This is a genomic window from Vibrio genomosp. F6 (assembly GCF_005146325.1).
In the GTDB taxonomy this organism is placed as follows: Bacteria; Pseudomonadota; Gammaproteobacteria; order Enterobacterales; family Vibrionaceae; genus Vibrio; species Vibrio cortegadensis.
Map to the genome: position 1 here is coordinate 139,206 of NZ_SYUT01000028.1, position 15,145 is coordinate 154,350.

Sequence of the window (15,145 nt, forward strand, 5' to 3'; positions counted from 1 at the left end):
TTTCCTGAAGTTATATTTGTTTGACTAGTCAATATCTCTACGGGATAGATGTTTTTGTCCGTAGTATTCTTTAATCACATTCCGATCACCATAACCTTATGTTTATCTGAAATATCTCTTGTATACTCCAATTAAGAGAGGAGTAATTACATGTCAAACAAAGTCCCTACAAATATTATCACTGGTTTTCTTGGCGTAGGTAAAACGACGGCAATACTAAACCTGCTTAAAACAAAGCCAGAGGGTGAGAAATGGGCCGTATTGGTTAATGAATTCGGTGAAATCGGCATTGATGGCGCTTTGATGACTGATCAAGGTGCGATGATTAAAGAGGTACCTGGAGGATGCATGTGCTGTACAGCTGGCGTTCCTATGAGTGTAGGAATTAATGCATTGTTGCGCCAAAAGCCAGATCGCTTGCTGATTGAACCTACTGGACTTGGTCATCCGAAACAGGTGGTTGCAACATTAACGTCTGCGCAATATTTGCCATATGTCGATTTGAAGGCCACCATCGCGCTGGTGGACCCACGAAATTTAAGCAACTCAAAATATATCGAAAATCAGAACTTCAACGATCAACTTGATAGTGCTGATGTGGTGATTGGTAATAAAATCGATCAGTGCTTTGCTGACGATATTGATGCCTTCAACGATTGGGTGACGGATCAGACACCATCTAAAATATTTAGCAAATTAGTTCAGAAAGGCGAATTGCCGATAGAAGTTCTAGATATTGAACGTCGTGATGGCAGTGCTTCTACACTATTAGAGTCGCATCACCATGATCATGCGGATTTGGAACCTCAATTTGAATTGCCTCCTAGCCAATCTTATGTGCGAAAAGAGAATCGCGGGCAAGGGTATTTTAGTTGCGGTTGGTTGATTGGCGCAGAGTATAAATTTGATTTTGATGAGCTATTTTCGCTGCTGAGTGACTTAACGGCGGAAAGAGTAAAAGCCGTGATCAATACCGATAAAGGCTGTTATGCGTTCAATGTGGCGAATCAAGTCGTTTCGGTGAATGAAATCAGTTTAGAAGGCTTTGAATCTCGCATTGAAGTCATTGATTCACAACTCATGCCTTGGGGTCAGCTTGAAGGGCTGCTTTTGAAAATTGGTGGTATTAAGTAATATTTGATGTAAAGAGAGGCGTTGAATTTAATCAACGCCTCTCTATTTTTCGAACTGGAGATTGGAACTATCGCTTATTACGCAAGTAACGTTTTCTTCGCTCTTCTTTTTTCTTAATTTGTGCTTCTTTCTTACGCTCTATCTCGATTTCAACATCGATGAGTTCTTGAGTGATCATCTCTGGTCGTTCTAGAGTGATCTGTCCCAATGTTCCGCTACGAAGTTCATGGAGGAGTATTTCGGATGCTTTGTGTAAATCCACACGACCACCCGAGCGTAATGCCCCACGACGACGGCCAATTTCTTCCATTAATTCAATGTCAGTTTCTGGCAATTCTTCGATTTGATAACGATTTTTGAGAAGATCAGGATAGTGCTTTGCTAAGTACTCAACAGTGTAAAATGCTACTTCATCGTATTCCATCGCCGTATCTTTAACCGCACCTGTTGCCGCTAAACGGAAACCACTGTGAGGATTTTCTACTTTTGGCCATAAAATCCCTGGAGTGTCAGAAAGTACGATGCCATTTTGAAGATTAATACGTTGTTGACGACGAGTCACAGCAGGCTGATTACCTGTTACCGCAATCATACGACCAGCAAGACAGTTGATAATTGTTGATTTACCTACGTTGGGGATCCCCATGATCATGGTACGAATGTTTTTACCAATTTCTTCACGGTGAGGAGCAAGCTTACGAACCAACTCCATGATTTTTTGAACTTCATTGAGATTAGATGTCGTAATTGCCATTGCCTTTACGCCTTGCTCTTTCTCAAAGTGATCGATCCACAATTGTGTTAAGTCTGGGTCTGACAAATCACGCTTGTTTAGTACTTTGACACATGGTTTATCGCCACGTAGTTCCGAGATCATAGGGTTTTCGCTGCTAAACGGAATTCGCGCATCAAGTACTTCAATAATTACATCAACTTGCGGGATAACTTCTTCAATCTCTTTACGAGCCTTATGCATATGGCCCGGAAACCATTGAATACTGTTGTTAACCATTTGAAAGCCTTATATTGATAATTTGTGTGCTGCTATGGGCTTTTGGGGTACATAACGTTCTCAAACCATTAAAGAGGGAGAACTAACCCAAAAACAGGATTAATCTGTTCATAGCCATTTTGATGTGATGATCTTAACACTTTATTCAGTAGGCGGGAATCTTACTATGAAATATGGTCTCTCGGTGTAGCTGTTGATGAACAGAAGTGCTGACCGTTAAGTAGAGGTATTCTCCAAAAACTTACCGATCTAACCACAACAAAGAGCGAATGCAGATTAATGACGCTCCAAACTGCGATCTTTACTCATTACCCTTTTTAAGGGGAATTCTAGATTCAGCATCAAGTGGTAGGTTTTAACGGGCACAATGTTAATTTGAAGAAAGAAAATGAAGAGGTATTGATAGTCTGACTGTATTTTAATAAGCAAAAATATCGGAGTAATGTAACTATTGCTTTTTAATTAAGTGCATACTGGGTGGTGATTTATTTAAAGCGTGATTATGAAGTGAGTTGTCGGCTATGTTTAGTATATAGTAATAAAAATAAGCCTCAATGATATTGAGGCTTATAATAGAAGCGTATTTAAAAATTCTTATTAAGAATGAATAAGCACTAGCAAACCATTAATAGTAAACGACACCGTCGCCTTTAGTAATAAGTGTACCTGCTTCATTAGTAATGATTTTATCTAAATCAAACAGAGAACCAATGGCTGCATTACCTAATCCTGCTTCAACAAACTTACAAACAGCATCAATTTTAGGACCCATAGAACCCGCTGGGAAATTAAATTCAGCCAAACCTGAAGGTGTTGCTTGTTTCATTTCTGCTTGATCTTCTTTGCCGTAATTACGGTAGATAGAGCCATCTGTTAAGATAATAAATAAATCAGCATTGATTTTCTCTGCTAATAATTCAGCGGTTAGATCTTTATCAATCACGCACTCAACACCTGTGCTTTTGCCTTCTTCAATACATACTGGCACACCGCCACCGCCGCAAGCAATAACAAGGTTTTCTGTATCTAGAAGCGTTTCTATTTGTTGAATTTCAACAATATCTTTTGGCATTGGTGAAGGTACAACTCGGCGGTAATATTCGCCATCTGCTTTAAATTTCATTGTTGTTTGAGACATGATCTCTTTTGCTCGTTGCTCTGTGTAGACAGGGCCAACAAATTTTGTTGGATTAGCAAAAGCAGGGTCTTCTTTACTTACTTCTGTTTGTGTAACTAACGTTGCCACTTCTAACTCAGAGTCGATATTTCTTAGCTCTTGTTGAAGCATATAGCCAACCATGCCACAAGTTTGAGAACCTAAAACATCCATAGGATAAGGAGTCGTCTCCGGGGAACATTCATGGTATGCCGCATTCTGTTCCATCAGTAATCCCACTTGTGGGCCATTGCCATGGACGATGACGATTTCATGCTCACGTGCAATTGCTGCAATGCTTGCAGCCGACTTGATAATGTTTTCACGTTGATTTTCAGCCGTTAATGCTTGTCCACGGGCTAAAAGAGCGTTGCCACCTAAAGCTAATACGATGCGCATGATAATGATCTCCTATCATTTAATAATGATTTATATATTTTTCGTAGGGATTAACTAATTGCTTCTTTGATTTTTATTAATAAACAAGGAGCTTAGTTATTTGATTTAATTATTCTGTAGGGGAGTAATTAATATGAAGCTATAGTATGGCAAAGTAATAGGTCTAAATGTGATAGCAATCAAAATATCATTTCACTAGATATTCACACTATTCACTTGTAGTTAAAATAATTCGATTAAATATTCACAAGAACAGTGCAAAGGCAGGGATTAAGCAGTTTTTATCACCAACGATTCGCCTTTAGTGAATATTATCTCAGTGTGAAAAATCTAAAATAATAAGTATTTGTTCAAAAAATGACGAGTCAGTCACAATAAATGTCGTGAAACATTGTTTGCGATGAAAGAATTATGAATAAAACAAAGGATTATGTGCATGTTCTTACAAAAATGGCGCTCTTACTTTATACCCGAGAAGCAAAGCGCCATTGAATTTTGACAACATGAGTTGCTTATAATGAGACGATTACAAGAGCCTTTACGATAAATAAAGGCTCTTTTCGTCTTATTGTTATGCTTTAGCGAACTTGTAGGTGCGGAATCCCCCGATTAAGTTTCTCGCTTTTAAACCATTGTTGACCAGCTGACGGTAAGCAACATTGCCACGTAAGCCTACCTGACAATAAATTACAATTTCTTTATTCTCAGGAAGTTCATCTATTCGCTGACGAAGTTGATCTACAGGGATGTTAATATCGCCTTTTATGTAGTTACCATCTTCACGCTCACTTGGGTTACGAACATCAAGTAAGAGTTGGTCTGCTTGTAAATTATCGATTTCATCAAAATGAATAGGGTTAGCATCACCATTCATTATATTACTTGCCACAAATGCCGCTTGGTTTATCACGTCTTTTGCGCTGCCAAATGGGGGAGCATAAGTCAGTTCAATGTGTTGCAGTTGCTCAACGGTCATTCCTGCACGTTGTGCGACTGCAATGATATCTATTCGTTTATCTACTCCTTCTTTACCTGCTGCTTGAGCTCCAAGTATGGTGCCATTTTCAGGATCGAAAAGGAGCTTCAAGGAGACAATTTCCGCCCCAGGGTAGTAACTCGCATGACTTGCAGTATGAACGTAAACTTTCTCGTAATGAATTCCATCACGTTTTAACGCTTTCTCATTTTTACCTGTTGAAGCAATGGCAATATCGAAGATCTTACAAATTGCCGTTCCTTGAGTTCCTTGATAGGTCTCTTCGCGGCCAAGCATATTATCGGCAGCCATGCGACCTTGGCGGTTTGCAGGGCCAGCAAGTGGCACGAGTACCTGATTGCCTGTAACAAAATCGGCTTCCTCTACAGCATCACCTACAGCGTAAATTACAGGATCGCTGGTTTGCATAAATTCGTTGGTATGAATCCCGCCAAGTGCTCCAATCTCCAATCCAGCGTCTACCGCGAGCTTGCTTTCGGGTTTCACACCAATTGCCATAACTAAAATATCAGTCGTTAATATATCGCCATTATTTAGAGATAAATTCAGCTCACCAGTTAAATGTTGGTGCTCAGTTGATTGGCCTGCTTCTGTGCTTGCTATACTTGTATTTGGGACAAATTCCACTGATTCCAAAGCAACGCCTAAACGTAAGTCTACCCCTTTTTCCTTGATCTCAGCATGCGCAAAGCCCGCCATCTCTTTGTCAACTGGTGTCATGACTTGATCGGCCATTTCAACGAGTGTGGTTTTTATTCCAAGTTGATGGAAAGCTTCCATCATTTCCAAACCGATAAACCCACCACCGACGACGGTTGCATGATCGGGTTTATTTATCGCGATGCTTTGAAGAATCTTATCCATATCTGGAATATTACGCAGCGTGTGCGTGAGAGGGTTTTTCAGCCCTGAAATTGGAGGAACAATAGGGCCTGCTCCTGGGCTTAAGAGAAGAAAATCATAGCTCTCGGTGTATTCTGACTGATCGAGTAAATTACGGATAGTGACTGTTTTTTCTGAACGATTGATACTCATCACTTCGTTCATTACTCGTACATCGACGTTAAATCGCGCGAGAAAGCTTTCAGGCGTTTGTAATAGCAATTTACTGCGATCTTCAATATCGCCACCGATGTGGTAAGGCAAGCCGCAATTTGCAAAGGAGACGAATGGACCCCGCTCAAACATGATAATTTCGGCATCTTCACTTAAACGTCTTGCTCTTGCCGCAGCCGATGCGCCACCTGCAACGCCACCTATAATTACTATTTTAGTCATCACTTACTCCGAATCATTAGAATTTTAGCACTATATCGCTGTTGAATTTACTATGACACCTTAAATTAGCCTTGTCTAATGTTAATGTTGCTAATTGCAGCTTTCCTAAATTAGATTTGACTAATTTACTTTTATTAGTATGCTCTAATTAAAGATTTAGAAATGGGAGAGTGAGATGGATGCAGTGCAAATGGATATCCATGAAATGAAAGATAGGGCGATTGAAGTTTCTGAGTTGCTCAAGCATATGGCGCATCCTGAGCGACTTATTGTTTTGTGTCAGTTGACGCAAGGAGAGGTCGGCGTCGGAGAGCTACAGCAAAATTCAGCGTTGAGTCAGTCAGCCTTCTCTCAACATTTAACGGTGCTAAGAAAATTTGGCATGGTAAAGACGAGAAAAGAAGCACAACAAGTTTTCTACTCCCTTTCAGACCCAAGAGTTGAGAGTCTTATTCAGAGCTTGCATGGCGTCTTTTGTAAATAAAGCCAAAGCAAAATTCATAAGAAAATGTACATAAAAGTGAGGTAATGATGAGTAATGTGATTCCATGGGATGCATTATTTGGAGGCGTTCTGCTAGGCATATCAGCATCTTTGCTTTTGTTGCTTAGTGGAAAAATTGCCGGGATAAGTGGTGTATTAAGCGGGTTAATGAAAATTAAGAAAGGCGACTTCATATGGCGGTTACTATTTGTGATTGGCATGATTAGCGGTGGTTTTCTCTGTGTAAACTTATTCGGTGGAAGTGTACCCGCGCAGTTTGATTCGTCATTTTTGGTTTTGGCCGTAGCGGGTTTACTGGTTGGTGTTGGAACTCGATTAGGTAATGGGTGCACAAGTGGACACGGGATCTGTGGTTTAGGCAGGGTTTCTCGTCGCTCAATTGTAGCAACCTCTATTTTTATGGGTGTTGCCGCATTCACTGTTTTTGTTCGTTTACATTTAATTTAAGAGAGTGGAATAAACATGAAGCATCTTATATTTAGTCTTTCAGCCTTAGTTTCGGGCATTTTATTTGGCGTGGGTATGGTGCTCTCGGGCATGACTGACCCAGCCGTTGTTATTGGGTTTCTTGATGTATTCGGTGAGTGGAATCCTAGCTTGATATTTGTGATGGGCGGAGCATTGGCAGTATTCATGCCGTTCTACCATTTTGTAATTAAACCGCGCCAAGCTCCTGTGGCGGCGGATGAGTTTTGTATAGCATCAAAGACTAGCATTGATATGCAGTTAGTGGTTGGAGCATCTGTGTTTGGTTTAGGTTGGGGATTAGCAGGAATTTGCCCTGGGCCTGCCGTATCTAGTTTGGCTTTAGGGAATGTCGACGTCTTAGTCTTCTTTTCAATGATGATGCTTGGACTCGGTGGTACGAATAGGGCATTGCAGTATCGTGATAATAAAGTCATGAAAAAAGCTATGAACTAATGACCATCGACAGTAGCAGTAACTTGAAATGAGTTTAAGGTTGCTGCTTTTGTTTCACTGACCTTGTTTAACTGATCTTGTTTAACTACCTCTGATTAATGCATTGTTATTGAGTCTATGCGTTATAGATTGAAGTGATGCTGATGTTGATCGAAAATTGTGGATTAGTTTTAGTACATTTTAGATATTTGGTGTCTGAAATGTACATTTTTGTTTCATGAAAACATCAAATTTAAAGGTGCATAAAAAACAATAAAAATGATAGAAAAACGCCACGTTTTGTGAGCCGATGACAGTCGACGTCGAACACTAATCTTTAGAGCCTTTAGCCAAAAGGGCTGAGTAAATTTCAAGTCCCCAAAGCACATTTTTCAATAATTTCATTGTTTCTTTTAGAAGTGGGATCGCGTGCGTTAGATCGAGTTGATCTTGCACAGTAGACGCAATTCCTTGATCTAGATCAATGCTATAAATAGGTGCTTTTCGTCTAATACGCCACAACATATGGTGTCAGTTAAATAATAAATAGCCCTATATAGTGTGTTTGTGGATAAGTCTGTGAGTATTCTAAGGGTAAGGGGAAATAGTGAAACCAATCGTAATTAAGCGCGACGGCTCAAGAGCGCCATTCAATAGAGATCGTATTCAATCAGCAGTAGAAAGTGCAGCTGAACACATTGATAATGAAATGGCGATATACGCACTCAACGTAGCTTTAGCCGTTGAAGTGAAGCTAAAAGATTACGATGAAGTACACATTTCAGAAATCCAGACTTTAGTGGAAAATGAACTGATGCAAGGTCCGTATAAAGGACTTGCTCGCTCATATATTGAATATCGCCATGACCGCGATATTTCTCGTGAAAAATCGAGTGCGTTAACAAAAGAAATCGAAGGCTTAATCGAAGAAAGTAACGCAGATCTACTAAATGAAAACGCCAATAAAGATGGCAAAGTGATCCCTACCCAGCGTGATTTATTAGCGGGCATCGTAGCAAAACATTATGCAAAAACTCATATTTTGCCGCGTGATATAGTACAAGCTCACGAAGATGGTGATATCCATTATCATGACCTAGATTACGCACCATTTTTCCCAATGTTTAACTGTATGCTGATTGATCTTAAAGGCATGCTGACTCGTGGGTTTAAAATGGGCAACGCAGAAATCGATACACCAAAATCGATTTCAACAGCAACCGCAGTAACAGCTCAAATCATTGCGCAAGTGGCGAGTCATATTTATGGTGGCACAACCATCAACCGTATTGATGAAGTGTTAGAACCCTATGTACTAACAAGCTACGAAAAGCACTTAGCCGTTGCAAAAGAGTGGGATATCCATAATCCAGAAAAATTTGCAATGTCTCGTACAGAGAAAGAGTGTTATGACGCGTTCCAATCGCTTGAGTATGAAGTAAACACACTCCACACAGCAAACGGACAAACTCCTTTTGTTACCTTTGGTTTTGGTCTAGGAACTAGCTGGGCTTCAAAACTGATCCAAGAATCAATTTTGAAAAATCGTATTGCTGGTTTGGGTAAAAACCGTAAAACAGCGGTATTCCCAAAACTTGTGTTTGCAATTAAAGACGGTTTAAACCATCAGGCAACAGATCCGAACTACGATATCAAGCAGTTAGCATTGGAATGTGCAACAAAGCGTATGTATCCAGATATTCTTAACTACGACAAAGTTGTCGAAGTGACGGGTTCATTCAAAACCCCAATGGGCTGCCGCAGCTTCCTAAATACATACGAAGAGAATGGCGAATTAATACACGAAGGACGTAATAACCTTGGTGTGGTTAGCCTGAACTTACCTCGTATTGCACTTTCTGCGGGTGGTAATATTGATCAATTCTACACTCTGTTAGATGACAAACTTAAACTGGCACGTCGAGCACTAGAAACTCGTATTAGCCGTTTAGAGAATGTAAAAGCTCGCGTTGCTCCTATCCTATACATGGAAGGCGCGTGTGGCGTACGTTTGAATGCTGAAGATTCTATTGCAGAGATCTTTAAGAATGGTCGAGCATCAATTTCACTGGGCTACATTGGTATCCATGAAACAATGACGGCGTTATCAAGTGGTGAAGGCCACATCTATGATGAAGCTGAATTACGTGAAAAAGCGCTTGATATTGTTCGTTACTTAAAGAAAACAGTGGAAACTTGGACGAAAGAGACGGGTTATGCATTTAGCTTGTATGGTACTCCGAGTGAAAACCTATGCAGTCGCTTCTGTCGTATTGATACCAAAGAATTTGGCTTGATCGAAGGTGTAACAGACAAGGGTTACTACACCAACAGTTTCCACCTTGATGTACAAAAGAAAGTGAACCCATACGATAAGATCGATTTTGAAATGCCATACCCTGACATCTCAAATGGTGGTTTTATCTGTTACGGTGAGTTCCCTAACATGCAGCAGAACGTTGAAGCGTTAGAAAATGTATGGGATTACAGTTACAGCCGCGTTCCATACTATGGTACGAATACACCAATTGATGAATGTTACGAGTGTGGCTATAACGGTGAGTTTGAATGTACCAGTAAGGGTTTTACTTGTCCGAAATGCGGTAACCATGACTCAACAAAAGTGTCGGTTACTCGCCGTGTATGTGGCTACTTAGGCAGCCCAGACGCGCGTCCATTTAACTTCGGTAAACAAGAAGAAGTGCAGCGACGCGTTAAACACTTGTAGTCATCATATTAGCAACGTTTAGGTTCAACCTAAAACAAGAGACTCGTTGCTGATATTCTGAAATTCAATTATCAGGCAAAGCATTCATGTTTATGCCTGATAATTGTCTCAATTTAATGTCCCACTTCGCCCTCACTAAGTCCGTCTTAATTCTCCACTGCCACAAGGGGTAATGATTGATGAATTACAATCAATATCAATCTGTTGATGTTATCAATGGTCCCGGAACCCGCTGTACGCTGTTTGTGTCTGGTTGTATCCACCAATGTAAAGGTTGCTACAATCAAATCACCCAAAAACTCGATTCTGGTCATCTGTTCACGCAAGAATTAGAAGATCACATCATTAATGAGCTGAATGACACAAGAATAAAGCGAAGAGGGCTATCTTTATCTGGTGGAGACCCGTTACATCCAGCCAATCTATCTGCGATCTTAACGTTAGTGAAACGTGTTCGAGCAGAATGCGAAGGAAAAGACATTTGGATGTGGACAGGGTACAGATTAGATGAATTAACATCTGAGCAACAAGAAATCGTCAAATTTGTTGATACTCTGATTGATGGAAAGTTTGAGCAAGAATTGGCTGATCCCGCACTGGAGTGGCGAGGAAGTTCAAATCAAATCATCCACTGCTTTACTTCCTTTGATGATTAACTAAGCTACAGTTCAATAACAAAGTTATAAAATTCCTTTCGATTTTTAATCTTACTAGTGTTAACGTGAAGTCATTACTTGAATTTCAAAGGGTTGTGACTTTCATGTTTACACACTTACCAGAACCAACGCTCGATCCAATACTCTCTCTTTCGGTTGCATACCGTAACGATGCTCGTGCTGATAAAGTAGATTTAGGCATAGGTGTTTATCGTAATAGCCAAGGTGAAACGCCTATCATGCAAGCCGTAAAAATGGCTCAAGATATCGTCGTTGAAACTCAAAAAACGAAGGCTTATGTCGGCTTGGCAGGCTGTGAAGAATTCAATCAAAGTATGATTGATCTGTTACTGACTGATACTTCCGCTATCGGGAGAGTTGCAGCAATTCAAACACCAGGAGCCAGTGGAGCCTTGCGTATGCTTGGTGATTTAATGAAAATTGCCCAGCCTGATACGACGGTTTGGATATCGAATCCAAGCTATGTGAACCATAAGCCAGTCATGGAAGCCGCGGGACTGAACGTTCGCTTTTACCACTATTTTAGCCCGCAAACTAAGCAAGTTGATACCAGTCGTATGCTTGATGATCTCTCGAATGCGGGAGTAAACGATGTTGTACTTTTGCACGGTTGTTGTCATAACCCAACAGGAGCTGATATTGATTTTTCAGCATGGCAAGCCATCACTGAGCTGTCTCAAAAAAATGGCTTTACCCCATTTGTAGATATTGCATACCAAGGGTTTGGAGATGGTTTAGAAGAGGACGCCAAAGGCTTGCGTTACATGGCCGATAATGTGGAAGAGATGTTAATCACCACATCATGCTCAAAAAACTTTGGTTTATATCGTGAGAGAACAGGGGCTGCAATTGTAGTTGGTAAAAGTAATCATGATGTGGCGAATGCGAAAGGAAAACTACTCACGCTTGCTCGTTCTACTTATACGATGCCACCTGATCATGGCGCTGCGTTGGTCAAAACCATTCTTCAAGATCAACAATTAACCGGTATTTGGAAAACAGAACTTTATGAAATGCAGCAGCGATTAGTGAGCCTTCGTCACTCATTGTGTAATGAATTTCGAACAGTACACAACACAGATCAATTTGACTTTATCGAAAGTCACAAGGGGATGTTTACTGTGCTAGGATTTAATTCGGAACAGATGCTGCAATTACGCGAACAATTTGGCATTTATGCGGTTGGAGATGGCAGAATAAATATCGCTGGGTTATCAGAGCAGCACATTCCTTTTGTCGCCCGATCGATTGTACAAGTGGCGTAATGAGCAATGTTTTGTATCGCTTGGTTGGTTAACTCTTCCAAGCTGTAAGCATTATAAGTTGGATTAGGTGAACGAATGAATAAGTGGAAAAACATAATTCCCCTCATGCTTTGCAGTAGTTTGATGGCGTGCAATTCTACAAGCCCATTGTCATCAGAACAAAGCGATATGGCATCTCAACCAAAAGCAGAAATTGAACCAAAGATAGCTACTGAGCCAAAGATAGCAATTGAGTCAAAGATAGAAACTGACCCTGCACTAGAGGCTGAAGCTGAAATTAAACAGGAAAAAAAAGCAGTAAGTTCTGTTGAAGAACCTAAGCTTCCCGTAGTCAATGAGAAAAAGACGGCTGATGGGAAGCTGATCTTAGGTGAGGAAGAGTGGGTCTACTTTCCCGGTCTGAAAGAGAGTTTTAAAGCTCGTATTGATACTGGAGCAACAACTTCCTCTATCAGTGCGACAGATATTGTGCAGTTTGAGCGGGACGGTAGAGATTGGGTAAAATTTAAAATCTCACATGGGGATCTTAAAAGTGCAGAGATTAATCTTCCTGTTGAACGTTGGGTTAAGATTCGCCAGTCTAGCAGTGAAGAGGGTGATAAAAGAGCGATTGTTGTTGCTTGGATTGAGATAGGAAACTTGAAAGATAGAACCGAGTTCACGTTAGCCGATCGTAGTCACCTCTCTTATCCGGTACTCATTGGGCGTAGTTTATTTAGAGATATGGCAGTTGTCGATGTGAGTAAAAAATTCGTACAGCCAAAAAGAAAGAAATAAATTCTACTGTTCACCGTTTTCATAACATTGATCGAATTAAAATAGCAAAGCCTAAACCGTATTCCGATTTAGGCTTTTTATTTATATCTCTTGATTGAGATATAGAGCGAGTATTTAAGCATTAATTACTCGCGGGTTTAGTTTTTCAGTCGTCAATTGAATCAGAAAACTTGTGTTTAACTTCAACGAAATCATCAATAGATTGTGTAAAGGCATCAACGACCTCAGGATCGAAGTGCTGTCCTGACTCACTTTTTATCAGTTCTACCGAATCGTCAATAGACCAAGCCTTCTTGTACACTCGCTCACTAGTTAGAGCATCAAAAACGTCGGCAACAGCAACAATACGCGCTGATAGGGGAATGGCTTCACCAATCAAACCGTACGGATATCCCTTACCATTCCACTTTTCATGGTGATATAACGCAATATCTTTAGCCATGTTTAATAGGGCTGAGTTTGAGTCAGCAATAATGGCAGCCCCATATTCAGGGTGACGCTTCATTATCTCCCACTCTTCAGGATCAAGTTTACCCGGTTTGTTTAATATATGGTCTGGTACCCCAATCTTCCCTATATCGTGCATTGGAGAAGCATGAAGAAGTAACTCGCGCCACTCTTTATTCATCGACATTTTTTTCGCTAGGATAACGGAGTAGTAACTCATTCTCGTAATGTGGTGGGCTGTGTCATTATCTTTAAATTCAGCAGCGCTACCAAGCCTAGTTAATATTTCATACCGAGAGGCTTTCACTTTATCGTTTGCACGTTTACCTGTGTAAAGGGTAAATAGCGTAAATGGGACACTAAATAAAGTAATGAGACCGAAGATTATATATGCCCCGTCGCGCAATGAATAAAAGCTACTTAATACTTCAGATTTATCTTTCTTAATGAAGTAGGCCATATTTAAGTGTTCATTCCACTGAGCGCTTACAAATACTTCCTTTCCACGGTAATCAACAATCGATGCAAGTTGTGCTTGTTCATTCTCATCGACACTCAGAGCGGTGATCTGGGCGATGGATTTAGAAAATTTTACGTTAGCTTTGCTATCAATATTAAAGCGTAACGGTGAAATAATGTTACCGCTACGATCTGTGTATAAGAACTCACCGCTCTCTCCAACATTATAGTTATCAAAGTCAGAGCTTAAGCCATTGTTTTGGCCGATTTCATTAAATGATACCGCTACGACTTGTTGATCTAAGTTGAAAATAGGAATGACTAAGTAGAGTGATGTTTTAATTTTTCCATCAAAACTGACAGAGGTTATCGACGGTGATAGCGTCATTTTGCCACTGACCGCTCGAATAAAAGCACTATTAGAGGACATGTCAATTTGAGACAGGTTAAGAGGTGAACCGTAATTTAATATAACCTTACCTTCACTTGAGATGATGGTCTTCGATTCACCACTAATGAACGCATCATATTTATTAAAAAAGGCAATAAGTTCTGCTTCATAGAAAGCGACCTCTTTAAGGTTATCGTTTTCACTGGCACGAATCAGTTTTGCAAGTGTTTTTTGGAAAGTCAGCTTTTGGGTTATATAGTGGTGAATATTGGCTCTAATTTCACTAAGCTTGTTGATGTTAACTGAAACCTCATGCAAGGTTTGACGGACTGTATTTTTATATTGGTCTTCGATTGACTGTTTATTCGCATCTAAGATGTACCAACCACCAGCCATACTCAGTGTAATAAATATACTCATTAAAACCACGAGTATGATTGAAAACTTGGTTGTACCAAATGAGTAAGAGTTATCGTCTGCAAGGCTTCGCTGAGAGAGAATAGAAAAAACTAAAAATAGGCTAGATATAAGAGCAATGAAAAACCCTGCTAAGGTAATCGTTTTATTTTCAAACCTTGAGCCTTCTTCGCTATTACGTATCGGCTGCATTTCAAGATCGTAATAGACTTCTAATAGACCTATATATTGATTGTTAAATGCAATATTGGTTTCTTGTTTTGCAAGATTCGTAATTTTTTTGGGAAGAGGCACATTGAAGTACGTTTTTTCATGCAAAGTATAATAACTAAAGAAGACCTCATCAGAAAAGGCGTCAGTAATTTTAACACCACGGATGATTTTATTATTATTGAGCTGTGAACTGAGGGAATGGCGTAATTGCTCTTTGTTTATATTATAAACAAAAGGCGCGCTTAGGTCTGCAATTTCACTTGTTGCCACAGAAATGGCAGTACTTGTATTGGCTGAAGGCGTCATTTCAACCTTGATCGCTTGATGCACAAGAATAAATAAGCTGGCAGCGAGCAGTAATATGGAGAGTATTTTAGCCTTAAAATGCATA

The 15,145-nt window shown here is 40.1% G+C and carries 13 protein-coding genes; 8 read left to right on the top strand and 5 right to left on the bottom strand.

Annotated features, from left to right (window positions below):
* The first annotated feature begins 150 nt into the window (after nucleotides 1-150).
* On the top strand, nucleotides 151-1,134 hold the full coding sequence (locus FCV43_RS12025) for a CobW family GTP-binding protein (protein WP_136995323.1): 984 nt from the start codon (nucleotides 151-153) through the stop codon (nucleotides 1,132-1,134).
* Between the two features lie 67 nt (nucleotides 1,135-1,201).
* Here the strand turns inward: FCV43_RS12025 and ylqF are convergent, their stop codons facing one another.
* The 3 genes from ylqF to FCV43_RS12040 form a co-directional block, all read right to left on the bottom strand.
* Nucleotides 1,202-2,146, bottom strand: a complete 945-nt coding sequence (gene ylqF, locus FCV43_RS12030; RefSeq protein ID WP_017052798.1) for a ribosome biogenesis GTPase YlqF — start codon at nucleotides 2,144-2,146, stop codon at nucleotides 1,202-1,204.
* A gap of 625 nt (nucleotides 2,147-2,771) precedes the next feature.
* Nucleotides 2,772-3,701 (bottom strand): carbamate kinase, encoded by a 930-nt coding sequence (locus FCV43_RS12035; protein ID WP_017052797.1) that lies wholly within the window; start codon nucleotides 3,699-3,701, stop codon nucleotides 2,772-2,774.
* A 571-nt stretch (nucleotides 3,702-4,272) separates the two neighbouring features.
* The gene (locus tag FCV43_RS12040; RefSeq protein ID WP_136995324.1) at nucleotides 4,273-5,976 is read right to left on the bottom strand and encodes an FAD-dependent oxidoreductase; all 1,704 of its coding nucleotides are present in this window, start codon (nucleotides 5,974-5,976) and stop codon (nucleotides 4,273-4,275) included.
* A gap of 175 nt (nucleotides 5,977-6,151) precedes the next feature.
* Here FCV43_RS12040 and FCV43_RS12045 point away from each other — a divergent pair, with 175 nt between their 5' ends.
* Genes FCV43_RS12045 through FCV43_RS12055 form a run of 3 tightly spaced genes read left to right on the top strand, consistent with a single transcriptional unit; the run spans nucleotide 6,152 to nucleotide 7,401 of the window.
* The gene (locus tag FCV43_RS12045) at nucleotides 6,152-6,460 is read left to right on the top strand and encodes an ArsR/SmtB family transcription factor (RefSeq protein ID WP_017052795.1); all 309 of its coding nucleotides are present in this window, start codon (nucleotides 6,152-6,154) and stop codon (nucleotides 6,458-6,460) included.
* Nucleotides 6,461-6,507: 47 nt separating this feature from the next.
* Nucleotides 6,508-6,927, top strand: coding sequence for a YeeE/YedE family protein (locus FCV43_RS12050; protein ID WP_113798085.1), 420 nt, complete (start codon nucleotides 6,508-6,510; stop codon nucleotides 6,925-6,927).
* Between the two features lie 15 nt (nucleotides 6,928-6,942).
* A complete protein-coding gene (locus FCV43_RS12055; RefSeq protein WP_136995325.1) occupies nucleotides 6,943-7,401 on the top strand; it encodes a YeeE/YedE family protein in 459 nt (152 codons plus the stop codon).
* Between the two features lie 309 nt (nucleotides 7,402-7,710).
* On the opposite strand, the gene FCV43_RS12060 is transcribed toward FCV43_RS12055, so the two are convergent.
* Nucleotides 7,711-7,905 (bottom strand): hypothetical protein, encoded by a 195-nt coding sequence (locus tag FCV43_RS12060; protein ID WP_113797971.1) that lies wholly within the window; start codon nucleotides 7,903-7,905, stop codon nucleotides 7,711-7,713.
* 82 nt (nucleotides 7,906-7,987) lie between these two features.
* Between FCV43_RS12060 and nrdD the strand changes: the two genes are divergently transcribed.
* From nrdD to FCV43_RS12080, 4 genes are all read left to right on the top strand, one after another.
* Nucleotides 7,988-10,108 carry an anaerobic ribonucleoside-triphosphate reductase gene (gene nrdD / locus FCV43_RS12065; RefSeq protein WP_136995326.1) on the top strand — a complete coding sequence of 707 codons (2,121 nt, stop codon included), beginning with the start codon at nucleotides 7,988-7,990 and terminating at the stop codon, nucleotides 10,106-10,108.
* A gap of 179 nt (nucleotides 10,109-10,287) precedes the next feature.
* On the top strand, nucleotides 10,288-10,764 hold the full coding sequence (gene nrdG / locus FCV43_RS12070) for an anaerobic ribonucleoside-triphosphate reductase-activating protein (RefSeq protein ID WP_017052790.1): 477 nt from the start codon (nucleotides 10,288-10,290) through the stop codon (nucleotides 10,762-10,764).
* A 104-nt stretch (nucleotides 10,765-10,868) separates the two neighbouring features.
* Nucleotides 10,869-12,050, top strand: a complete 1,182-nt coding sequence (locus tag FCV43_RS12075; protein WP_017052789.1) for an amino acid aminotransferase — start codon at nucleotides 10,869-10,871, stop codon at nucleotides 12,048-12,050.
* 75 nt (nucleotides 12,051-12,125) lie between these two features.
* Nucleotides 12,126-12,827, top strand: coding sequence for an ATP-dependent zinc protease family protein (locus FCV43_RS12080; protein WP_136995327.1), 702 nt, complete (start codon nucleotides 12,126-12,128; stop codon nucleotides 12,825-12,827).
* Between the two features lie 145 nt (nucleotides 12,828-12,972).
* Here the strand turns inward: FCV43_RS12080 and FCV43_RS20645 are convergent, their stop codons facing one another.
* A complete protein-coding gene (locus FCV43_RS20645; RefSeq protein ID WP_240697158.1) occupies nucleotides 12,973-15,144 on the bottom strand; it encodes an HD domain-containing phosphohydrolase in 2,172 nt (723 codons plus the stop codon).
* Nucleotide 15,145: the final 1 nt, after the last annotated feature.